The organism is Acinetobacter sp. CIP 64.2, from assembly GCF_000369645.1.
Taxonomy (GTDB): domain Bacteria; phylum Pseudomonadota; class Gammaproteobacteria; order Pseudomonadales; family Moraxellaceae; genus Acinetobacter.
The window spans coordinates 1,013,756-1,035,849 of sequence record NZ_KB850121.1; the positions used below are offsets into that span (position 1 = coordinate 1,013,756).

The following is a 22,094-nucleotide window of genomic DNA, read 5'->3' on the forward strand; positions in this document are numbered from 1 at the left end:
TGAAAATTCAAGAAGCGTTGCCCTTCTAGATAATGCCGCCTCATCCAGTTTATGGCTTAGGTTGCATATCCACAATCAGACCTGTTAATCGCCGAACTACGGGCAATAAAATCAACACCAAAGGATAGGCGATCAGCCAGGAAAACATCCATGTCTCTAGCCATATGATCAGAAAACCTGGAATAAAACCTGTCCTCATCCATAGATTAACCAGTGACAGCGTCCCACTCATAAAAAAGGATAGAATCAATGGTAATATCCACATCGCATACTTGGCGGGCAATTTCGCAATCCGCCAAGAGCTTGCTTTCAATTCCTGCATTTTCAGCCTATTTTAATAAAAAAACTCTTTAGTTTATTTTAACAATTTAAAGCTTCGTCGACACCATATATTGCTGATACGCAGAGTGCTATCTATGCAACAACCTGTTGTCAAATTGACAATACCTCTTGTTTTAAATTCGTCTTATTCCAGAAGATCTTGTTTCACCTGCTGTTTTAAATTTTTCATAAATTGACCAAATTGAGGTAAGAACGTTGCGAATAATGGATGATCTTTATTTTCTAACATCACCTCACTAAATAGTTTTAAACCCACTGCAAATGACTTGGTGGTTTGATCATCAAAAAAATCTGCTTTCTTCAAACGTTCGACTATCTCGAAGAGATCGTCATGATTGCCCGTATAAAACTCTAGACGCTCACTATAGGTTGAGACATGCCCTTTCGCATCTTTTAAATGTTGCACCGTGACATGATATTGATGTTGTTTCATACTTCTGCTCCAAGGTGCTGCTCAGCACTCTCTTTGATTTCAACCTCTATCAGATCGACTTTAAATTGATGAAATACCGCAGCCAAAGACTGTACAAACGGTGCCCGCTTGTTTTGTGTTGTAGCTCTGACAACTCGCCCCAACTTATAAACGTCCGATTGCGATGGCGGCCTGATCAATTTTTTCCGCAATTTGATGGATCTGCTCTTGTTGCAAATCCGCGATATTCAGTTTTAAGCGCAATGCCGTCTTGAGGTTCTCCATGGCGCGGTGGATATCAATCAGCTGATCATTATTGTGAATTTCACGTCTTAGTCGTAGCTTTTGTAGAAGTGCCAATAGCATGTCTTGCTGCTCTTTTAAATAACTGTCGCCATAGTCGGTGATCTGGTATTGCTTACGTTCGGCATCCAGCAGGCGAATCAAATTCATTTCTTCCAGTGTGGTCAGCGTTGGATAAATCGTTCCTGCACTTGGGCTATAACCATCACCGACCAGATCGCTAATTTCTTTAATAATTTCATAACCGTGTTTGGGGCTTTGCTGAATCAAATGCAACACCAACAGTTTCATGCGACCTGATTCAAATAAGCGACCACGGCGGCCTGAACGAGGATGTTCCCGATGGAATAAAGCCGCTTCGGCTTCATCATGAGAATGCTCGGATTGATATTTCATCTGTTATTTTTCTCTATATTTGCTTAATTTGCGACAATTAAGATATATCTTAAATAGTCTTATAGCAAGTTAAGATATATCTTTAAATTTTAATATTTTGATAATCAATGAATTATTTATTCTTTAAAAAGCGCTTGAGCAAAATTAAGCAATAAAAAAGAGTGCTCAGGCACTCTTTTTTATGACTTTGCATGCAATTAGAATCGTTTCGTATAATTCACAAACAGACGATCTTCACCAAAGTCATTGCCATGTTTGACTTTGTAATCAACACGTAGATATTGAATGGCAAAGCCCTTTAAATAAGGCTGCTGAAAAGCATAATTGACCAAGACATTCGATTCAGTTTCATGGTTTTTCACACCATCGGCTGTTTTAAAGTCATAACCATAGACATATTTCACCATAGCATTTAACCCTGGTACGTAGTCCTTAAAATCATAGCCGTACATCAGATGATAGGACTTTTCATTCTGCTTAAAAAAGCCTGTGGCATTCCAGTTGATAAAATACAACTCAGGTAAAAATCCATCGGGTAAAGGATAGGCTGATTCACCCATAATTTGCTGATAACCCAAACCAAAACTCTGATTGTTTACTTTCAGCATTTCCAACACCCCGATATTCTGGGCATCGATCTTAAAATTGTCGCCATCATTTTTGGCATTGAAATATTTAAACTTGGAGTTCAGTGAAAAAGTGGGCTGTTTCCAGGTATGCTCCAGACCGAGATAGTGTTTGTTATATAAATCTTCTAAATTGCCAAAGTAATATTCAGCTTTGAGCGAGGGGGTCAGCTGATAACGTAGGTCAAGATAATTCAGGCCATCGGAATAGGCCGTTTTACCATTCGAGCTGAAGGAGAACTTATGAAAGTTATCTTCATTACGTGGAGACACTTTTGTCACCCGACCCAGTTCAGCATAGAGTTGATCCGAAATCTGTGATTTTAAACTGCTGCCCCAATAGGAGGTAATTAACTGACGACTGGCATCCGAGCTGGTAACAGGCAAGTCCAGCCATAGCTCCCCAACACTCAATAAAGTTTTGCCATAGCCTAGTTTCAGGGTTGCTCCATACTTTGAATAATCAGCCGCTTGGGACTGGGTCTGCCGATCAAAAGGCAATACCATATCACTGACGTGTCGATCTGCGCTTAACCGTACTGCATATTGTACCGAAGCATCCGCCCCGATCCGAATTGGCTTGTCTGCGATCACGAAAGGGGTATCGTATAAGTTTGAGGTATAAAACAAAGATACCCCTTGAGACCAACTGCCAAAGTTTTTTGCATTGCTATTGGCATAATCACGGTATAGATAGGCATTCTTCAGGTTAAATTTCCATTCGTCTTGAATGGGCTGGGTGGGGTCAGCTGCCCATACGCCCGAACTTGCCCCAGACATTGGCAGCAAGATACTCAGCGCTACAATTTTCACATTAAAGTGGTGCATAGAATCAATCATCCTGTGTTGAGTTGCCGTGCCATCCACTGGCACAGCGATCTATTTTTATTGGCAATGGCTTGAACTCAGCCGAGAGTTGTCACAACGCTAGGCTGTTCTTTTTTAAGACGTTTAATCAACAACAATGAAACTGCGGCACAAAAAGCGGGAATGGCGAGCAGACTGAGAATAGCAAAGTTAGAAAGATGCAATGACATCAGCCAGCCCCCCATGATCGAACCCACCACAGAACCAGCACGTCCGACCGCATTGGCCCAACTCACGCCTGTTGCACGACAATGGGTGGGATAAAAACTGGAAGAAAAGGCATTGGCACCGACCTGTGACCCACTGATTCCGGCACCGACACCAAACATGGCAAACATCAGCAATACCGTGTTGGCTTGTTCGATTCCCAAACCGAGACAAATCAGAAATAGACCACCAAATGCATAAGCGGTGCTTAACACTTTGGTGGCATCCAGCTTGTCCATCAGCAAGCCCAAGACAATGGCACCAATCGTCCCGCCAATCTGGAAAATCGAGGTGAGCCATGAGGCGTTGGATAAGTTAAAACCGGCGTTGGTCAATAAGGTTGGCATCCAGCTTGAGATCATATAAATAATCAGAAAGCTCATAAAAAAAGTGAACCAGATCAGAAATGTTCCCAAGGCAAAACCTTTGCCGAACAAATTTTTTAAACTCGATTTCGCAACTTCATTTACGGTGGGTACTAAGTGTGGAATCTCGCTGATCTGTGGTGCGATACGACGGATAATGCTTTCAATTTTTTCGGTACTTTTTTGTTTCAGCACAAGAAACCGTAACGATTCAGGCAGTAAATAATATAAAAAAGGGACTGTGCATAAAGGAGCAATCCCACCAATCAGTAAAATGCCATGCCAACCAATATGTGGCAGCAATTGAGCCGACAAAATCCCACCCAAGGCAGAGCCAATGGTAAAACCACAAAACATCATGGTGACCAGATTTGAACGTCGGGAAGTTGGTGCATATTCTGAAGTTAAGGTAATCGCATTGGGTAAAGCACCACCCAAACCTAAACCTGTCAGAAAACGCCAGATAATCAGGGTTTGTAGGTCTGAAGAAAAGGCTGCAAATAGACTGGCGCAACCAAACATGATCACTGAGCCGATCAAAATCGGTTTACGGCCTAATTTATCGGATAACGGTCCAAAAACCAGTGCACCTGCCATCAAACCAAATAAGCCTGCACCAAATAACGGTGCCAGATCGGTGGGTTGTAGTCCCCATTCGGCTTTTAATGCAGGCGCGATAAATCCCACTGCTGCGGTATCAAAACCATCAATTGCAACAATCAAAAAGCACAGCCACATGATTAATTTTTGCAAAGCTGAAAGCGGAATTTCATCGATGAAACTTTGCACATCTATTGTTTTTTGAGACATAACGACTCCTTTTGCCAATACCTTGGCCGATGCAATCCTTAGCAAAGGTGCTCAACTTTATTTGTTCTTCAGCTTGAGCACCTGTTTAAACCACTCAGATCAAGTGCGTTATTTCACATTCACGGTAATGCCAGTCAATCCGGTAATCTCAGCACGCATCACATCACCTCGAACCACAGCACCCACCCCTTCAGGTGTTCCTGTAAAGATCAAGTCGCCTGCTTTGAGTTCAAATAAGGTCGATAGATTGGCAATGGTTTCAGCAACTGACCAGATCAAATGGCTAATATCACTGCGTTGCTCAGTTGTACCGTTGACGGTCAAATGAATATCCGCCTGATTCATTTCACCTGTTTCGGTGATGGGATGAATCGGACCAATCGGCGCAGAAAAATCGAATGCTTTTCCAATTTCCCATGGACGCCCTTTTTCACGCATACTCATTTGCAGGTCACGGCGCGTCATGTCCAAGCCCACTGCATAACCATAGATATACTGTGCAGCCTCTTCGACTGAAACATTCTTGGCATCCCGACCAATCGCAACCACCAACTCAATTTCATAGTGATAATTTGAGGTCTCGCTTGGATAAGGAATATCTACCGCCTCTTGATCAACAGGTACAATCGACTCTAAGTCATTCGGTTTGCAGAAAAAGAACGGTGGTTCACGATCTGGATCAAAACCCATTTCACGCGCATGGGCAGCGTAGTTACGTCCGACACAGTAAACTCGACGGACTGGAAATTGTTGATCTGAGCCGTGGATAAACAGGCCTGCTGGTGTCATGGGTTCAAATATAAAGCTCATGGCATATTCCTTATTGATATAGGTGGATCAGCAACTTAAAACGCATCTGCTTGCTGTTCAGGTGCAGCTTTCTGAAATGCTTCAAGCGTCATACAATGCTGATAAATTTCATTAATTTGGGGATAGGCCGATAGGTCGACCTGAAAGCGTTGTGCAGACACTACCTGTGGAATCAAATAGGCATCGGCTAGGCTAGGTTGATTGCCATAGCAGAACTTTTTCCGCGTAGGATCTTGTGCCAAGATCTGCTCTAAAGCCGAAAAACCATCTTGAATCCATTTAGCACACCATGCATTGATCTGGTTCTGATCCAACCCAAGCTGGCGTAAATGTTCCAGCACACGTTTATTGTTTAAGGGATGAATATCACAGCCAATCAACGCCGCAATGGCGCGTACTTTTTCTTTACCCAATGCATCTGCTGGTAACAAAGCAGGCTCTGGATATTGCTGTTCAATCCATTCGATGATGGCTGGACTTTGTAGCAGCAGACCAGATTCAGTTTCCAATACGGGGACAAAACCCTGTGGATTCAATCTCTTAAAGTCCAGCTGTTGATGCTCATTTTTAGCCAGTGAGACATAACTTATCTCATAATCCAAACCCTTTAAATTCAGAGCAATGCGGGTTCGATGTGATGTACCACTACGAAAAAAACTATAAAGTTTCATATACTCGCTCCTCAGCAGCATGTGCTTTCACCACAGCTGAGATTAAAATTATGGACGTGCAGCAGTTCGCTCACGGATTGAATACAGGCCCAACTTACGCTGCAAAGGAGCTTCATCTGCGATAAAGACATAGCATGGCTGTTCGGATGTATTGATTAAATCAATAACAGCAAAACACGGTGCACAGGCGGTATCGGCTTTACTCAAATGAAAATCCTGTTGATCGATCTGGATCGTTAAGCCCCCTTCAATGACATGAAACACCTGTGGGGTGGAACGTAAAGGCAGAGATAGTGTTTCATTCGGACGCAGCAGCAGTGCTGAATAGCCTAGAATATGTTGACAATCTTGACCCGTTTCAGGATTGACATAGGCCACTTGTAACGGGTCCTGATAGCCTGCTTTTTTTGCTAAGGCATCCAAGACCTTTTTAGTATCCTTCCACGCATAACGCATCATCGGATATGCGGCATCTTCACGACTAAAATGCGGGGTCGGTACAATACCTGCTGCATATTGGGGGGTAGAACCTTGATTGATTCGATCCACTTCTTGACGACGGCCCTCTTCCACAAAAGAGGCTTCCATATAGTAAACCAGTGGTAAATCAAGGATATCCATCCAGATCACAGGTTGGTCACCATCATGTCCATGCTCATGCCATAACCCAGAAGGGGTAAGGATCATGTCACCATGTTCCATAATGCATTTTTGCCCTTCAACAGTGGTGTAAGCCCCTTCACCTTCAACAATAAGACGTACTGCATTCGGTGCATGGCGATGTGCAGGTGCCCACTCTTTAGGGAGCAGCAGTTGCATGCCTAAATACATGGCTGGACTGACCTTCATATTGTCCAAACCATGCCCTGGGTTAGCGAGTGCCAACACTCGACGCTCTGCCTTTTCGATCGGCGTTAGCTCCCCAGCTTCTAGTAACAGAGGCTTAATCTGATGAAAATACCAAGCGGTTGCAACTGTTTGTGGTCGTGGTTTATTGGGTGGGATAAAGCTTCGTAAATTAGGCCATAACGGCACCAGATTTGACGCATTCAGCTCCTCTCGATAACGTTCGGGTAGCTCTTCTAGCGTGCCTAAAGGTTCCATATGTCATTCCTTTTTCTGCCCATGGAGCACAATAATAATGACGATAATTTCATCAATATTCGGTGTTGGCTCAATGTAACAATCAGGATGTGTTGAATCTATGCACAAAAAACAATAGGCTGTATTGATAAAATCAATACAGTGGGTCAGTGCGATGTTTGATCTGGATACAAGATTGCTGAAAATTTTCTTTGAAATTTATCAGCATAAAAGTATTTCTAAAGCCGCGGAACAATTGGGTATTGGTCAACCAACCTTAAGTATTGCACTGAATAAACTCCGCACCCATTTTCGTGACCCACTGTTTGTACGAATTGAAAATAAAATGCAACCCACCGAACTCGCCCAGCAAATTTATCCAATGGTGGTGGAAATTCTCAACCGCCTAAAATTGGTAGAAAACTATAATATTGAGTTCGACCCACAAACCTCAACCTATCAATTTCGTATCAGCATGACTGACATCAGTCACTTGGTATTTTTACCGCGCCTGATGAATTACATGCGTCAGCATGCCCCGTCAATTCGTCTGGACATTCTGCCAATTGATAGCCAGACAGCCCCGATGATGTCGAATGGACATATTGATCTCGCCATTGGATTCCTCCCCCAACTGGAAGCAGGTTTTTATCAGCAAACCTTGTTTCAGCAGCATTACACGTGTTTGGCTAGTCAACAACATCCTCGGCTAACAGGAACCAGCCTATCCGCTCTAGAGTTTGCTCAGGAATTACATGTCGATATCTTGGCAACAGGAGGACATTATGTGGTGGAGCATGAGCTACAAAAACACGGCGTCAACCGCAATATTCTGGTGCGTTTACCCAGCTATTTGGGTGTCGGTCTGATTGTCAGAGATACCGATGTAATTGCCACTATTCCCAATTATCTGGCGCAGGTGTTAATGACTCAAGGCGGGTTGAAAACCTTAGAGCCTCCCTATCACTTTCCACAATTCAGCGTTAAGCAACACTGGCATTCGCGTGTCCATCAAACCCCAAGTAATCAATGGTTAAGACAAGTGTGCTTTAAACTGTTCTCGACCTAATTCTAACTCAGGCTAAAATAAAAACAGCGTATCGAAATCGATGCGCTGTTTGTAGTGTCATTCAATGCTTGACCAAATCCCTAGTCCGCTCCAGAAACACCCGTTGAAATGGTAATATGCTTATATTCAATGAAGTCATCCATTGCCGCCATCCCATTCATTCGCCCAAGACCAGAGTTTTTAAAACCACCCTCCTCAAACTCATCATAAACCACGGCCCAATCATTGATCCACACGGTACCCGCTTCCATTTCAGTCGCAACGCGTAATGGTAAATCTACATCACGACTCCAGATTGAAGCCGCTAAACCATATTGGTTATCATTGGCAAGCATAATCGCTTCTGCTTCGGTATCAAACACTTGCAAAGTAAGGACTGGCCCAAAAGTTTCTTCCTGAATAATATCCAAGCTGTTGTCATTCACTTCAAGTAAGGTGGGACGATAGAAAGCACCTTTGGCCAGTTCACCTTCGGTAATCGGGCCACCACGAACAATCACCTTCGCTCCTTCTGCAATCGCTTTTTCAACCACAGCATCAACACGTGCCACATTATTTTTATCGATCAATGGTCCCATATCACTGCTAGGATCGGCAGCCGGGCCGACTTTGACGGCTTCCAAACGCTGCGCCAGTTTCCGTTTCAGCTCATCTGCCAGCTCACGCTGAACCAGTAAGCGTGAACCTGTCATACAGAACTGCCCCGCAAAGATGGTCAGGGCTTTTTCCAGTTTAGGTAACACCAGATCAAGATCGGCATCCTTAAACACGATCATCGGCGTTTTACCACCCAATTCTAGACCAAAGCGTTTTAGATGCTGCGCGCCTGTCGCTGAAATAGCTTTACCTGTTGCTGTGCTGCCCGTAAAACTAATCACTGGGACATCGGGTGATTCCACCAGTAAACGCGACCCACCTCCTGTCGACTCACTAAATAAATTAATCACTCCTTGCGGTAAAGAAGTAAGCTCAGAAAAAATTTGGGAGATTATGGCATTGGTTTGTGCAGTTTGACCTGGCATCTTAATCACTGTTGTGGTGCCCGCGGCTAATGCAGGTGCCAGTGAACGAATCATTAAAACCACGGGAGAATTCCAAGGTACAATAATCCCAGACACCCCCATCGGCTCGCGTATAACCATCGAATAACTACCCGGCTTTGGCTCTAATGCTCGACCATATTCAGTTAAAGTCAACGCTGCGTAATAGCGTAATTTAGCGGGAACCATCGTCACTTCAAAGGTGGCTTCGGGCTTAATCTTTCCATTTTCAGTGGCAAGAATCTCGATCAACTCATCGGTATGACGTTCGAAAGCATCCGCCATTTCATTCAGTACTTTTGCCCGTAAACGACGATCACGCTTCCAATCTGTTTCTTTCAATGCTTTCTTTGCGGCCCATATCGCACTTTGCACCTGCTCTATCGTGGCATTGGCATATTGTCCGATTACTTCATATGTTGCTGGATTAATTGACTGCATATGCTGATGAGAATCTACCCACTCACCATTTATCCAGTTCTTAGCTAGTCTATTCATCTGCATATCCTAAAAGTAAAAATCAAAGAAGATCGACATTGGGATGCTGTCTAATATTAATCCACCAAGACATTCAATTAATATTTTGATAAATATCATAATCTTAAGTATTCAACACATCTCCCCCACGCTGTTTCTAAACCACACTTGCAAGTTACTTGAGCTACATGGGTTGAAAATGTGATAACAGCAAATCGCGAGGGTAAATGCTCAGTAACATATCGATCTTCTCAGATCACCCGATATCAATCGGTGTTAAAAGAGAGGCAAACACCCTAACAAATGATGTTTTTTGTTCGCTAGACCAAAAAAAGCAAAACTATGATTCGCTTTTTCCGAACAAGGTCTTATGACTCCTGCCGCAGCATATTCTGAATCTGGCTATCCCACGGCGCAGGATGACCAATTTTTGTGGATAGAAAATCAACCAAAGTTTGAATTTTAGGGGAGGCTCGATTGGACAAGCGGTAAACCACTGAAATATTGCCTCCCGAAGGAGAGAACTCAGGCAAGATCACCTTGAGTTGCTTTTGGCAAATTGCTTCTGCAGCAAGAAAGCTTGGCAGAATTGCAATCCCTAAACCACGCTTGGCAGCCGCCAGTAATTGATGACCACTATCTGTGCGTAGATAAGGAGATATTCGGAAAAAGGCCTTTTTTCCGTCCACAGGAAGTTGCCACATCCCATGTGGTTCTCGAGACAAATACAACAATCCACGATGTCGCAACAACTCATTAGGGTGAGTAGGCATCCCATACGCTTTTAAATAATCTGGACTTGCACAAATATAGTGGTGATTCTGTGCAACCGTCTGACTAATCAGATTGGAATCAGCTAACTCTCCCATCCGAATCGCCGCATCATAATGACCATTATTCAGATTGACAAAATGATCACTCGACTCAATATCTAGCTTTAATTCAGGATACAGTTGCACGAACTCAGCCAAATAAAGGGCGAGATATTGAATATTAAATGCCTGTGGTACCGATAAACGAAAACTACCACCAATATGATCATGACGCGCGCTGATAGATTCTTCTAGCTCACTTAACTCCACCAGAATCTTGCTCGACTGCTGATAAAACTCCTGTCCAGCCTCGGTTAACAGCATACTTCGACCACGATGAATCAGCGCAGCAGACAAACGCTGTTCCAGTTGCTGAATCCGCTGACTCACTACTGATTTAGTAATGCCTAGGCGTGTCGCAGCATGGGTAATACTTCCCGCATCAACCACGGCAATGAACGTTTGCATTTCAACAATCTGATTCAAAAGGCACTCCCGATCTGGGCTTTATCATGAACAAATGTTAGGTCTAATCGAGATGGCCTGAATAGCCTGTTCTTGCAATACTAAGTTTTATCTATGCAACAATCCAAGTATTGTCCTTTACTGTTTATTATTTATGTATTTTATGTTTTAAAAGTGCAGTGATCTTCATATTAAGAAAGTCAACAATCGCTTGCAAAGTCAGATGCTCACTTGGCCAGTGCTGCTTGCCAATCTCACCTTTATATTCTTGGCTCATACGCTGTAAAACAATTTGATGCTGCTGTTGTAATTGAGGGATCACCCATTGTGCAGCCTGATCTTTCGGTACAATATCATCCATAACCAAACTAAAATAAATTCGGCATAAAGCCAAAATCTGGTTGCGTTCATCCGCATCCTCATCCCAATGCGCCACGATCGATGGATAGGTGTCTGCCATCGCTTGCCAAAGCTGTTGGTTTGGAATTTCAGTTGACCACTGTGTCAGACTTGGCCCCAGCAAAGTACGATGATGCATTTGTGCTTTCTTGAGCAAAATACTCAGATCGGGGTCTGCATGTGTACTGAGTATAGCGCCTTGGCTTAACTCATCACGCAACCATTCACCAAATTGTAGCTCGTAGCTGAGCGGGTAACTTTCTGAAAGAATCTGCTGTTTGAGTACGATGGTGACTTCAAGTGCTCGTTGTACAGTACCGATCGGATGAGAAATGTGTAATAAGGTTTCTGCCAGTTGCTGTCTTTGCTGGAGCGTCAGTACTTGGTTGACGACAACCAAAATATCCAGATCGCTTTCTGGACCTAGGCCGCCATCGATGGCCGAACCATAAAGATAAATAGCAAACAGTGATTCGCCTAAAAGCTGCTGTAAGGCTGTTTGTAACTCATCTAATTGCAAGGTCTCCAACATGCTTCACCTCTTGATCAATCATAAAAAAGGCAGGATTTTCATCCTGCCCTTTTTCTTATTCCCACTCGATCGTTGCGGGTGGTTTAGATGACACGTCATAAACAACACGTGAAACATCTTTAATTTCATTCATGATACGGGTTGAGATTTTATCAACCAAGTCATACGGTAAGTGCGCAAAACGTGCTGTCATGAAGTCAACGGTTTCTACGGCACGAAGTGCAATCACCCATGCATAACGGCGACCATCACCCACCACACCCACTGATTTTACTGGTTGGAATACCGCAAATGCTTGTGCAGTTTTGTCGTACCAACCGCTATCACGTAGTTCTTGCATGAAGATGTCATCAGCAAGACGAAGAATATCTGCATATTCTTTTTTCACTTCACCCAATATACGCACGCCCAAACCTGGACCTGGGAATGGATGACGGTAAATCATGCTATGCGGTAAGCCAATGGTTGTACCTAATTTACGTACTTCGTCTTTAAACAAGTCACGTAATGGCTCAACCAATTCAAATTCCAAATCATCAGGTAAACCACCCACGTTGTGGTGTGATTTAATCACGTGTGCCTTACCTTGTTTGCTTGCTGCAGATTCGATCACGTCTGGATAAATCGTCCCTTGCGCCAAGAATTTCACGCCATCAAGTTTACGCGCTTCTTCTGCAAAAACTTCAATAAATTCACGACCAATGATTTTACGTTTTTTCTCAGGATCAACTTCGCCCGCCAATGCAGACAAGAAACGTTGTTCAGCATCAGCACGAATTACACGGATACCCATGTTTTCTGCAAACATTTGCATCACTTGATCACCTTCGTTTAAACGAAGTAAACCATTGTCTACAAATACGCAAGTTAACTGATCACCAATGGCTTTATGCAATAATGCTGCGACTACAGATGAGTCCACACCACCCGACAAACCTAACAGAACTTTTTCATCACCAATTTGCTCACGCAACTGTTCTACACGCAGGTCAATGATGTGCTCAGGGGTCCACAGACCACGGCAACCACAAATCTGATGGACGAAATTCGACAGTAATTCAGCACCTTTGGCCGTGTGCGTTACTTCTGGGTGGAACTGAACACCATAGAAACGACGTGCTTCATCACTTACTGCAGCGAATGGGCAGCTTGGTGTGCTTGCAGTCACTTGGAAACCTTCTGGAATCGCACTGACTTTATCGCCATGACTCATCCACACATGTAACTGGTTTTCACGGTCTTGCAAGTGACCAATCAATTTATCACGAACTAGAATATCAACTTCTGCATAACCAAACTCATGTACTGTACCCGGCTCTACTTTACCGCCAAGCTGTTCAGACATGGTTTGTAAGCCATAACAGATACCCAACACTGGTACGCCTAATTCAAATACAACTTGCGGCGCGCGTGGGCTTCCTTCTTCATGTACGCTCTCAGGGCCACCTGACAAAATAATCCCGTTCGGATTAAACGCACGAATGTCTTCTTCAGACATATCGAATGCATACATTTCAGAATAGACACCCGCTTCACGTACACGACGTGCAATCAGCTGGCTATATTGAGAGCCGAAATCCAAAATAAGGATACGATCTTCAGTAATTTGAGTATTGGTCGTCATGGTTCATCATAAAGGCAAATGAATTAAGCGCCATATTCTAACATTTTTCACGCTTTGGCGCATCGCAATTCATCATCTATCTCGTTTTTTCCTTAGGCATGTCAATGGGCACTGATATTTAAACTAAAATTCTCAAGTCAAGCACAAAATAAGGAGCGTTCAATCAACAATTCTTGCCCATTCTGCTCAACACAAAGCAAAAATTGGTGCTAAGATGACGAATCGAAAAGGTATTACCAAGGAAAGGTATGCTCTCGGCTACATCGTTGCCTTTTATACGATGCTATGTCCTCACCCAAAGGAATAAATCAAAAGGCAACTACAACTCTAAAGGCCTTGGCTTATCGTCAATGCCCTAAAATATTTTACTATCATCTAACGCTTGTCCGACCACGAGCAACAATTAGGACTTGAAGGACCAATAAAATAATGTTTCAAGAAATGATTGCGGATTTTCAACAGAATTTCTGGTTGTATATTTCAATCCCTTTTATCAGTGGCTTTATTGGTTATGTAACCAAAGTCATTGCCATTCAAATGATGTTTTCACCACTTGAATTTAAAGGATTGCGCTTATTTGGTCTTCCACTCGGATGGCAAGGGATTGTTCCCCGTAAAGCAGAGAAGATGGCCACCACGGCTGTGGAGTTGATGACCTCCAAGCTGATCAAACCCGAAGAAATTTTTGCCCGACTCGACCCCAAACGGATTGCCCAAGAAATTGAAAAACCATTAATGGCAGCCGCTGAGGACATTACCCGCGAAGTGGCACAGCAATACCAACCTGGCTTATGGGAAGGTATGCCGGAGTTTGCACGACAGAAACTAATTAAACGTGTTCAGGCCAAAGCGCCAGAAATTGTTGAACATATCATGAGTGAAGTACAGAAGGATGTTGCCAAGTACTTTGATATCAAACATATGGTGATCAACAATCTGCTCAAAGACAAACGCCTGCTCAATGAAATCTTTAAAAAAGTTGGCAAACAGGAATTCAAATTCTTTAGTAACGTCGGTTTCGTGTTTGGTTTTGCGATTGGTGTAGTGCAAATGCTGTGCTGGATCGTGACTCAAGGTAAATATCCATGGATGCTGCCAATGTTCGGTGGCTTTGTCGGCTTCTTTAGCGACTGGATGGCCTTACAAATGATGTTCCGCCCGTTATACCCAAAAAAGATCATGGGCTACACTTGGCAGGGTTTGTTCATCAAACGTCAGAATGAAGTTGCTGCCGACTATGCTGCATTGATTTCCAAACAATTACTGACTTCACGCAATATGATGGAAGAATTGTTTTCAGGCACACATTCGGACAAAGTCATTGAATTGGTCAGCCGCCAGGTAAAACAAGAAATTGACTTACAGGCAGGTATTGTGCGTCCATTGGTGGTCTATGCCATTGGCGGCGAGAAATATCAGAACCTGAAAGCCGAAGTCGCAGAGCGTATTCTGAAACAGCTTCCAGATACCATGCGCTATGTTGAGTCTTATGCTGAAGATGCCATGAATGTGCGCAATACACTGGTTGAACGTATGCAGAAACTCAGCCCGGAAGAGTTTGAAGGGATGTTACGCCCTGCCTTCAAAGAAGATGAATGGTCACTGATTATTGTTGGTGCGGTGTTGGGTTTCCTCGTTGGGGAAATGCAGATTCATTTTATGCTCTAAAAATCTGAGTGATAAAAAAGGAAGCATCTGCTTCCTTTTTTATGCTTTTATCGAGATGTATATTTTTCAATTTTAATCACTTCAATATCGGTTGCTTTATAACGATGGGTATCTACCTCACCCACCAAACGCACATGATCACCGACTTTTAGCCCTGCCTGACGCCAAAGATCATCATCAATTTCTACACTGATCGTACCACTCCGATCTTTAAATTCATAATGATCACTTTGCAGATGCTTTGTGATCTGGCCTGTCAGCGTGACACCCGTTTCATCTGCCAATTTCGCCACTTGGCTCACGGTCACCATATTCTTTGTCGCTTCCTGTAGCAATACATGATCATCCTTACCCGCCCATGTCAGCGTCGAAAGACCAGTGAACACTACGATCCCGCAACCCAAAAGCACTTTTTTCATTATCATGTCCTATTTGTTTTCACCAATTATGATCTAAACAGAAATAAGCACAGATGTCGGCTTTTGTTTGTAAGCAAGCAAATACGATCGGCAAAATTTAGCCCCACTATTCACAGTGGGGCATTAATAGCGGCCTATAGTTTATTTTTCAATCAAATGATCAAGACTAATACGACCTGCACCATAAAGCATTAACATGAAGAAACCACCTGCCATGGCAAAGTTTTTCATAAAGTTAATGGCATCCTCTGCACCACCATGGAAGATAAAGGCGGTGATAATACTAAAAATACCTAAGCCTAAAGATGCAAAACGTGTTTGGAAACCAAACAATAAGGCTAAACCACCACCAAACTCAACCAAGATTACGAGGGGTAACAACGCGCCTGGAACACCCATTGATTCCATATAACCAGCCGTGCCTGCATAGCCCACGATCTTGCCCCATCCAGCAACAAGAAAAATATAAGCCAACAACAAACGCGCAATCAAAGTTACGACATTAGCCACACCAGACTGTGTTACGATATTTTTTACAACAACATTTGGATTAAACATAATCAATTTCCACACTGTTCGTTTTTTAACATGTTAGCAAGTTTATGCATCTTTAATTTTGCAATAAAGTCCTATTTAGTTAACATATCGTTCCTATTTTGCAACAATAACACTATTTTTCTCGCGTCAATCTCCTTTGAATATGTGCTGAAAAGTTACCAATTAATTTGCTTTTTATACTGACTTTCTACAGATGCACTGCTAGGATTTAGTCCACATTCATAGTGTTAACACCTTCATGGAACTGATTGATTTTATTCTGCACGTTGACGAACATCTTTTAGAATTTATTACCAATTATGGTGTATGGATTTATGCCATTTTATTCCTGATTATTTTTGTTGAAACCGGTTTGGTAGTAATGCCTTTCTTACCTGGCGATAGTTTATTATTTGCTGCAGGTGCATTGGCTGCTTCAACAGGTGCAATGGATCCATGGATATTGGGTATTTTACTCTTTCTTGCTGCGGTACTGGGTGATACCTTAAACTATCATATTGGGCGTTATATCGGGCCACGTGTGTTCGAAATTAACTCGCGTTTTATTAATAAACAACATCTTATTAAAACCCAGCAATTCTTTGAACGCCATGGAGGTAAGACCATTATCTTCGCGCGCTTTGTTCCATTTGCACGTACTTTTGCCCCATTTGTTGCGGGTGCAGGTAGTATGAATTATAAGTACTTCCTTAGCTATAATGTCGTTGGTGCATTCTGCTGGATCGCCTCCTTCATCACGCTTGGTTATTTATTTGGTAATATGCCAATCGTGAAAGATAATTTCACCCATCTGATTTTCGGTATTATTATTATCAGTATCTTACCAGGCGTGATTGGCTTTATCCGCCAGAAAATGAAGGGCACGAAAGCCCAATAAGTCGAGCGTTCTGTTAAAAGAAACGTAAGATCATAGGCAGCATACAAATCAGTAATAGCATGGCCGACCCTTTATACAAATGGTCGGCTTTAATTCCAATCAAACTTCCCGCCAGCAATGCACGTCCAAATAACATCCAGAAAATACTAACCGGGATCAGAATAAGACTAAAAATGGCAAAAACCAAAGCAGCTTGCTCAATCGAATTCCACGTTTCACTCGGAAAAACCCCTGAAGCCAGCAGTACTGTTTTTGGATTTTTTAAAGTCGATAAGAATAGCTGTCTTTTACGAATTTGCTGATGATGCTGATCGTGCTTTTGTAGATGTGAACCTTTCCAGAGATGAAAAGCCATCCACAATACGTAGAGTAAACTGAGCGTATGTAAAATCGCGCCAATCGCAGGCCAGATCGGATCAAATAAATGAATGAATAGCGCCCATAAACTAATCCCGTAGAGATAGCCCAACCACTCAATTGGAATAAACGTGATGGTTTTAGGAACACCGTGTTGGTGTGTTGCACTGGCAAGCAAAGCATTGGTTGGACCAGGTATCAATAACACCGCCAACATCGCCAAAACAAAAAACCAACTCTCAATCATAGATATACCGAACAACTAGACATGGGCGCCACCTTAAACGAATTTAGGGCAAAAATACAAATTTGAGCGAGATGCAGGCAAGGGAAAAATCAATGATTTAGTGGATATAATTTTTTAATATATTGAATTTTTTTATTATTTTACGAAACATTTTGCCATAATTTAGTTGCTGACCATCATCCTGACAGATGACGGTCAGTTGTCAAAATCTATGATTTTGGACGTTGTTTGACAATAATCGGGCAGCCTTTAAATTTTGCTGCCTGTACAATCGCATCTTGTTGACCCAGTACATTGGCCAACTCAGTGTTCTTGGTATTCATTGACTGTCCCATATTGAGTGAGATCGATGGACCAAAGCCCCACCCCCCTCTGCCCCAGCCACCACCAAGCCCAACACCAACGCCCATACCTGTACGTTTTGGCGTTTGTACACCATTTTCAATATAAAGCTGAATACGGTTGTATTCTGCTTGTAACTGTTGGCAATTCAATGCTTGATATTGTGTAGGCGACACATAAGCGGGTTTAACCGTTGATGCACATGCACCCAATAACAGACTCGCTGCCAAAACAGGCATCCAATATAAGCGTTTCATAAGATTCTCTTATTTATTTCTTTGATTCAATCTCATTGAACAGGGTCACATAAGCGACGGTCAATTTATGGTCAGATGCCAAATGAATCAAGGGTAAATTCTTTTGATGTGATTCTTTCATCAAGATCGAGGGGGGTAACATGCTCTCTAGCACTGGTAAACCTTCATCTTTGAGTTGTTGAACCACTTCACGGGGTAGTTTTGCCTGAGATTGGAACTGATTGACCACAATTCCTTCAATCTCCAAGCGATCATTATGATCATCTTGGGTTTCGAGCACATTTTCAATCAAAGTTTGTAACGCACGTTTTGAGAACACATCACAATCGAATGGAATTAATACCCGATCCGCAGAGATCAAAGCAGATAAAGTAAAGAAATTAAATGCAGGGGGTGTATCAATAAAAATCCGGTCATAACGTGCACTCAAGGATTGGATCGAGTCACGCAATTTATAGATTTTATGCTTGCTTTCCAGTGCATGTTCAAGAGCCCCCAAACTTGGACTGGCAGGAATCACATCCAGATTATCAAAAGTAGTACGATGCACATAACTGTCTAAACCTTTACCGCGCGGTGCTTTCAGAATGGAGCCAATAGCATTGCCAAGCAGTCCTTTTTGCTGCGTACTGCCTAAAATATCCTCGAAGAAATTTTCGATGTTTGGCTCTAATGCGGCTTTATCGGCAGAATAGGTTGCATCTTCACCCAAAAGATACTGGCTTGAATTTGCTTGCGGGTCCAGATCAATCACCAAGGTTCTTAAACCTTGCTGCGCACTAATGGCCGCTAAATTCACGGTAATACTTGATTTCCCCACACCGCCTTTCTGGTTAAACACCACACGCGTTAACATAATTTCCCTCTAAATATTTTTGTAAACTGCATGCAGTTTAACCTAGCGCTATAACTATTACTTACACAATGTGTCAAACAATCAGGTAAAAACCGGCTGAATCATGACAAGGCCTAAAATACCGACCAGAGCAACCGTTCCGATTAATAAACCTGCGCGACGTTGTACCAATAAAATGCTGCTGTCCTGCTTGTAGGTTTTGATCAATGAAGACCAGAACACAAAGAACAAAATCACTTTGGCATAGAACCAAGGCTGTACTTCAAAATTGTTCATACTGAGCAAGATTGCACCCGTCACAATAATCAAGGTCAAAGACAAATGTTGTAAACCAACCAGACCTTTACGGGCTTTCGCATTGGGTTGCTGATCCTGCACACCTACAAATAAAGTCGAAGCACGTAATACAAAAGCAATGATCAATAAGCTCACTGCTGAGATATGCACAATTTTAGTAAGTAAATGAATGTCCATCATCGATTGTTAACCTTTGGGTGCATGTGCGCATTCCGGACTGGCAGGTGCCTCACCCTGCCACTCACTCGGCACATAGGCATGAATCGCTAACGCGTGGATGCGGCCCGGGCTCATTAACTCAGCAGCAACCGCATAAATTTTTTGATGACGCTGTACCAGACGTAGGCCTTGGAATTCTTCACTGACCACAATCACTTTAAAGTGTGACTCTTTACCAGGGAAATAACCGCCATGTCCTGCCGACTCATTGATTACTTCAAGATGGTTGGGTGCAAGCGTGTTTAAACGTTCAATCAACTGTTGTTCTAAGTTCATCGGTCACTCTGTAAGGTCAGATTGAGATAGCTCATTAGTATACATGAGCGCAATCTGAGGGAAACTTTTGTACAAAAATTTGCTATATCCTGCTCTTTTTGCATGAAAGTGCTTTAATTTTATGCAAATAATCAATTTCTTTGCATAAAATTATTGACCCTATTTTTGCATAATGTATTATACACGGCATGCGGGAATAGCTCAGTTGGTAGAGCATAACCTTGCCAAGGTTGGGGTCGGGAGTTCGAGTCTCCTTTCCCGCTCCAGATTCAAAAAAGCCCTAGTCGAAAGATTAGGGCTTTTTTCTTGTGTTTTACTTCATACCTTATTTTAAATCACGGGTTTATTCGCCTCTACCCACGCTTTAAATCCAGCATCTAGATGTATATCACATTGCGATGCCCTAAAACCTGTACGTCTTCGCCGCTAACGCCGAATGTGTATTAATTTTCTGGATAACTTCATTCAGAATACTAGCGCATCTTGATGTCAATAAATGGGCATAAATACAATTTAGAGCCAAGATTAATAATGAATCACTCAAACAATTACTAAAATTGAATGCTCCACGTGGAACCTTTTAAATCCTTCAAAAGATTAGATATGGGTTAAGACGTCATAAATGAAAAATATCCATAGAACACCTCTGTTGTTATTTCAAAGAGAAGCTGGATTATATTTTTGATAGTCAACGACAGCTTGAGATAAATTGTAAACTCCTGCATTAATCTGATGAGCTGGTATTGAGCCAATTCCCAACCTTAAAAAATGTTGATGCTGATTTTCATCAAAGAAAAACGGCTGTCCTGCTTCTATCAGCACACCAACATTCGCCGCATATTTCGCTAACAGAGCACAATCCATATCACTTTGCGTGTCAATCCAGCATGCAGCTCCCCCATTTAAAGAATAAGGTCTCCATGTAGGGCAGTATTGCTGCAGTGCATGCATCAACTCTGTCCCTCGGTGCTGATGTAATTGAAACTGCCGCCTTAACATTGCATGGTAATAACCTTGGTCTATAAAAAAAGCGAAGACGCGTTGGTTAAATACATTCGGATGTCGTAACATCAAACGACGTAAATGACGTAATTCAACGATTAACTCGGGTGCAGCAACAATGTAGCCAAGCCTTAGCCCAGGTGCTATTGGCTTAGATAAGCTCCCGATATACACCACTCTGCCATGTCGATCTAAGCTCTTTAAAGCGGGAATTGTTGTATTTTGAACCAGGATTTGCGCATCATATTCATCCTCAATAATGATGCTATCCTGCTGTTCAGCCAATTGCAGAAGCTTATTACGGCGAGAAGGAGACAATGTGACACCCGTAGGGCACTGCCTTCCAGGCGTCACGTAAATATAATCACAATCGATAGCTTGAGTTAAGGTTACCCCCTCAAGATCAACGTCAAGCGGAACGATATGTGATGTGTGCAGCCTAAAAATATTACGAGCGTCTGGATAGCCTGGATTTTCAACTCCAACGACTTGCTCTCCATGCATGAGTAACCGTGCCAACATATACAATGCATGCTGGCTTCCGACCGTCAGGAGAATTTCATTTTCTCGAGCCAGAATTCCTCGTGTTGGTAAGATATGCTGTTGTATCGCATTAATAAGGTATAGATCATCTCCTTGTTGTGTCATGTCCCTTGCCCAAATAGAGGCATCTTTTGCCGATAAAGCTTTAACCGCACACTCACGCCATGCCGAGACCGGAAAAGTTTCCACATCAGGCTGTCCATATATAAATGGATAAGCATAATCCATCCAGTCAATCGGCTTAGTAAGATGTCTTTGCGTAGATGGACGAAGCTGAAAACGAGAATTCCACGAAGTTGCTTTGGATGTTGTTGTGACTGTTTTACTTTCACTACGATCCATCTGGAAATTAGGGTGCACGAAGTGAGCACTTCTTTGCCTAGATTCTAAGATACGCTCAATCACCAATTGTTGATACGCAATGGTGACCGTATTACGCCCAAGCCCGAGTTGAGTCGCTAAGTATCGAGTGGATGGAACAGCCATTCCCGGTTTTAGATATCCCTGAACCAAAGCGGTAAACATCATCCGACAAATTCGGCCTTGCAAATTTAGACCACTATTTGCAGTATCAGCAAACAAAGCTTCCCATATCTGTGGTGCTAGTGAATTTGTCACTCGTTTGTCCTTTTTGTTAGTGCAATTTATGAGCTAATTTGAAGCCATCATCCTTAAAGTGGTGCTTTTTAGAGATAGAAAAGCTGCATTTCTTTTAATCTGGCATCATTAAAAACTAAGCAAAACACATTCCATAATTAAAATTTATAATTAATCAATATAAAACAATAAATTAAACCAAAAAATATCTGGCTCCATCAAAACCTCAGTTCTGGTACTACGTCGAACACAATGATTTACGTACAGTC

Annotated in this window: 23 protein-coding genes and 1 tRNA gene; 4 read left to right on the forward strand and 20 right to left on the reverse strand. The window is 42.5% G+C overall.

Annotated features, from left to right (window positions below; translation table 11 throughout):
- Positions 1–49: 49 nt before the first annotated feature.
- From F895_RS11670 to F895_RS11635, 8 genes are all read right to left on the reverse strand, one after another.
- Positions 50–322, reverse strand: coding sequence for a DUF2798 domain-containing protein (locus F895_RS11670; RefSeq protein ID WP_005240447.1), 273 nt, complete (start codon positions 320–322; stop codon positions 50–52).
- Positions 323–466: 144 nt separating this feature from the next.
- A complete protein-coding gene (locus F895_RS11665) occupies positions 467–775 on the reverse strand; it encodes a DUF3861 domain-containing protein (protein WP_005240449.1) in 309 nt (102 codons plus the stop codon).
- A gap of 144 nt (positions 776–919) precedes the next feature.
- Positions 920–1,453 (reverse strand): PadR family transcriptional regulator, encoded by a 534-nt coding sequence (locus F895_RS11660; protein WP_005240451.1) that lies wholly within the window; start codon positions 1,451–1,453, stop codon positions 920–922.
- 197 nt (positions 1,454–1,650) lie between these two features.
- Positions 1,651–2,916, reverse strand: coding sequence for an OprD family outer membrane porin (locus F895_RS11655; protein WP_370538959.1), 1,266 nt, complete (start codon positions 2,914–2,916; stop codon positions 1,651–1,653).
- Positions 2,917–2,984: 68 nt separating this feature from the next.
- Entirely contained in the window at positions 2,985–4,328 is a 1,344-nt protein-coding gene (locus tag F895_RS11650) for an MFS transporter (protein WP_005240455.1), read from the reverse strand.
- A gap of 108 nt (positions 4,329–4,436) precedes the next feature.
- Positions 4,437–5,138, reverse strand: coding sequence for a fumarylacetoacetate hydrolase family protein (locus F895_RS11645; RefSeq protein WP_005240457.1), 702 nt, complete (start codon positions 5,136–5,138; stop codon positions 4,437–4,439).
- A gap of 35 nt (positions 5,139–5,173) precedes the next feature.
- Positions 5,174–5,809 carry a maleylacetoacetate isomerase gene (gene maiA, locus F895_RS11640; RefSeq protein WP_005240459.1) on the reverse strand — a complete coding sequence of 212 codons (636 nt, stop codon included), beginning with the start codon at positions 5,807–5,809 and terminating at the stop codon, positions 5,174–5,176.
- Between the two features lie 48 nt (positions 5,810–5,857).
- Positions 5,858–6,913 (reverse strand): cupin domain-containing protein, encoded by a 1,056-nt coding sequence (locus tag F895_RS11635; RefSeq protein ID WP_005240461.1) that lies wholly within the window; start codon positions 6,911–6,913, stop codon positions 5,858–5,860.
- 154 nt (positions 6,914–7,067) lie between these two features.
- On the opposite strand from F895_RS11635, the gene F895_RS11630 reads away from it, so the two are divergent.
- Entirely contained in the window at positions 7,068–7,961 is an 894-nt protein-coding gene (locus F895_RS11630; protein WP_005240463.1) for a LysR family transcriptional regulator, read from the forward strand.
- An 80-nt stretch (positions 7,962–8,041) separates the two neighbouring features.
- Here the strand turns inward: F895_RS11630 and F895_RS11625 are convergent, their stop codons facing one another.
- From F895_RS11625 to guaA, 4 genes are all read right to left on the reverse strand, one after another.
- On the reverse strand, positions 8,042–9,499 hold the full coding sequence (locus F895_RS11625; RefSeq protein ID WP_005240465.1) for an aldehyde dehydrogenase family protein: 1,458 nt from the start codon (positions 9,497–9,499) through the stop codon (positions 8,042–8,044).
- A 347-nt stretch (positions 9,500–9,846) separates the two neighbouring features.
- A complete protein-coding gene (locus F895_RS11620) occupies positions 9,847–10,776 on the reverse strand; it encodes a LysR family transcriptional regulator (RefSeq protein ID WP_005240468.1) in 930 nt (309 codons plus the stop codon).
- Positions 10,777–10,903: 127 nt separating this feature from the next.
- On the reverse strand, positions 10,904–11,686 hold the full coding sequence (locus tag F895_RS11615) for an ANT(3'')-II family aminoglycoside nucleotidyltransferase (protein ID WP_005240470.1): 783 nt from the start codon (positions 11,684–11,686) through the stop codon (positions 10,904–10,906).
- Positions 11,687–11,741: 55 nt separating this feature from the next.
- Positions 11,742–13,310: a glutamine-hydrolyzing GMP synthase gene (guaA, locus tag F895_RS11610; RefSeq protein WP_005240472.1), complete on the reverse strand. Its 1,569-nt coding sequence runs from the start codon at positions 13,308–13,310 to the stop codon at positions 11,742–11,744.
- Between the two features lie 441 nt (positions 13,311–13,751).
- On the opposite strand from guaA, the gene F895_RS11605 reads away from it, so the two are divergent.
- Positions 13,752–14,978 (forward strand): DUF445 family protein, encoded by a 1,227-nt coding sequence (locus tag F895_RS11605; RefSeq protein ID WP_171057836.1) that lies wholly within the window; start codon positions 13,752–13,754, stop codon positions 14,976–14,978.
- Between the two features lie 47 nt (positions 14,979–15,025).
- Here F895_RS11605 and F895_RS11600 read toward each other — a convergent pair whose 3' ends face one another.
- Positions 15,026–15,397 carry a NirD/YgiW/YdeI family stress tolerance protein gene (locus F895_RS11600; protein WP_005240475.1) on the reverse strand — a complete coding sequence of 124 codons (372 nt, stop codon included), beginning with the start codon at positions 15,395–15,397 and terminating at the stop codon, positions 15,026–15,028.
- A 141-nt stretch (positions 15,398–15,538) separates the two neighbouring features.
- Positions 15,539–15,955: a DoxX family protein gene (locus F895_RS11595; RefSeq protein WP_005240476.1), complete on the reverse strand. Its 417-nt coding sequence runs from the start codon at positions 15,953–15,955 to the stop codon at positions 15,539–15,541.
- A gap of 238 nt (positions 15,956–16,193) precedes the next feature.
- Here F895_RS11595 and F895_RS11590 point away from each other — a divergent pair, with 238 nt between their 5' ends.
- A complete protein-coding gene (locus tag F895_RS11590) occupies positions 16,194–16,832 on the forward strand; it encodes a DedA family protein (protein ID WP_005240478.1) in 639 nt (212 codons plus the stop codon).
- A 13-nt stretch (positions 16,833–16,845) separates the two neighbouring features.
- Here the strand turns inward: F895_RS11590 and F895_RS11585 are convergent, their stop codons facing one another.
- The 5 genes from F895_RS11585 to F895_RS11565 all read right to left on the reverse strand — a co-directional run bounded on the left by F895_RS11585 (position 16,846) and on the right by F895_RS11565 (position 19,683).
- Positions 16,846–17,436: a LysE family translocator gene (locus F895_RS11585; protein WP_005240480.1), complete on the reverse strand. Its 591-nt coding sequence runs from the start codon at positions 17,434–17,436 to the stop codon at positions 16,846–16,848.
- A gap of 209 nt (positions 17,437–17,645) precedes the next feature.
- Positions 17,646–18,035, reverse strand: coding sequence for a hypothetical protein (locus tag F895_RS11580; RefSeq protein ID WP_005240482.1), 390 nt, complete (start codon positions 18,033–18,035; stop codon positions 17,646–17,648).
- 13 nt (positions 18,036–18,048) lie between these two features.
- On the reverse strand, positions 18,049–18,891 hold the full coding sequence (locus tag F895_RS11575; RefSeq protein ID WP_005240485.1) for a ParA family protein: 843 nt from the start codon (positions 18,889–18,891) through the stop codon (positions 18,049–18,051).
- Between the two features lie 81 nt (positions 18,892–18,972).
- Positions 18,973–19,365, reverse strand: a complete 393-nt coding sequence (locus F895_RS11570; RefSeq protein ID WP_010589820.1) for a SirB2 family protein — start codon at positions 19,363–19,365, stop codon at positions 18,973–18,975.
- A gap of 9 nt (positions 19,366–19,374) precedes the next feature.
- Entirely contained in the window at positions 19,375–19,683 is a 309-nt protein-coding gene (locus F895_RS11565; RefSeq protein WP_005240489.1) for a BolA family protein, read from the reverse strand.
- 190 nt (positions 19,684–19,873) lie between these two features.
- On the opposite strand from F895_RS11565, the gene F895_RS11560 reads away from it, so the two are divergent.
- Positions 19,874–19,949: transfer RNA gene (locus tag F895_RS11560), tRNA-Gly, on the forward strand.
- 391 nt (positions 19,950–20,340) lie between these two features.
- Here the strand turns inward: F895_RS11560 and F895_RS11555 are convergent.
- Entirely contained in the window at positions 20,341–21,846 is a 1,506-nt protein-coding gene (locus F895_RS11555; protein ID WP_005240491.1) for an aminotransferase-like domain-containing protein, read from the reverse strand.
- Positions 21,847–22,094: the final 248 nt, after the last annotated feature.

Bases quoted from the DNA above. Each gene is read 5' to 3' on its own strand.
- guaA (WP_005240472.1), bottom strand. From the start codon at position 13,310: ATGACGACCAATACTCAAATTACTGAAGATCGTATCCTTATTTTGGAT.
- F895_RS11575 (WP_005240485.1), bottom strand. From the start codon at position 18,891: ATGTTAACGCGTGTGGTGTTTAACCAGAAAGGCGGTGTGGGGAAATCA.
- F895_RS11570 (WP_010589820.1), bottom strand. From the start codon at position 19,365: ATGGACATTCATTTACTTACTAAAATTGTGCATATCTCAGCAGTGAGC.
- F895_RS11670 (WP_005240447.1), bottom strand. From the start codon at position 322: ATGCAGGAATTGAAAGCAAGCTCTTGGCGGATTGCGAAATTGCCCGCC.
- F895_RS11625 (WP_005240465.1), bottom strand. From the start codon at position 9,499: ATGAATAGACTAGCTAAGAACTGGATAAATGGTGAGTGGGTAGATTCT.
- F895_RS11595 (WP_005240476.1), bottom strand. From the start codon at position 15,955: ATGTTTAATCCAAATGTTGTTGTAAAAAATATCGTAACACAGTCTGGT.
- F895_RS11585 (WP_005240480.1), bottom strand. From the start codon at position 17,436: ATGATTGAGAGTTGGTTTTTTGTTTTGGCGATGTTGGCGGTGTTATTG.
- F895_RS11650 (WP_005240455.1), bottom strand. From the start codon at position 4,328: ATGTCTCAAAAAACAATAGATGTGCAAAGTTTCATCGATGAAATTCCG.
- F895_RS11565 (WP_005240489.1), bottom strand. From the start codon at position 19,683: ATGAACTTAGAACAACAGTTGATTGAACGTTTAAACACGCTTGCACCC.
- F895_RS11590 (WP_005240478.1), top strand. From the start codon at position 16,194: ATGGAACTGATTGATTTTATTCTGCACGTTGACGAACATCTTTTAGAA.
- F895_RS11665 (WP_005240449.1), bottom strand. From the start codon at position 775: ATGAAACAACATCAATATCATGTCACGGTGCAACATTTAAAAGATGCG.
- F895_RS11615 (WP_005240470.1), bottom strand. From the start codon at position 11,686: ATGTTGGAGACCTTGCAATTAGATGAGTTACAAACAGCCTTACAGCAG.
- F895_RS11635 (WP_005240461.1), bottom strand. From the start codon at position 6,913: ATGGAACCTTTAGGCACGCTAGAAGAGCTACCCGAACGTTATCGAGAG.
- F895_RS11605 (WP_171057836.1), top strand. From the start codon at position 13,752: ATGATTGCGGATTTTCAACAGAATTTCTGGTTGTATATTTCAATCCCT.
- maiA (WP_005240459.1), bottom strand. From the start codon at position 5,809: ATGAAACTTTATAGTTTTTTTCGTAGTGGTACATCACATCGAACCCGC.
- F895_RS11645 (WP_005240457.1), bottom strand. From the start codon at position 5,138: ATGAGCTTTATATTTGAACCCATGACACCAGCAGGCCTGTTTATCCAC.
- F895_RS11580 (WP_005240482.1), bottom strand. From the start codon at position 18,035: ATGAAACGCTTATATTGGATGCCTGTTTTGGCAGCGAGTCTGTTATTG.
- F895_RS11600 (WP_005240475.1), bottom strand. From the start codon at position 15,397: ATGAAAAAAGTGCTTTTGGGTTGCGGGATCGTAGTGTTCACTGGTCTT.
- F895_RS11630 (WP_005240463.1), top strand. From the start codon at position 7,068: ATGTTTGATCTGGATACAAGATTGCTGAAAATTTTCTTTGAAATTTAT.
- F895_RS11660 (WP_005240451.1), bottom strand. From the start codon at position 1,453: ATGAAATATCAATCCGAGCATTCTCATGATGAAGCCGAAGCGGCTTTA.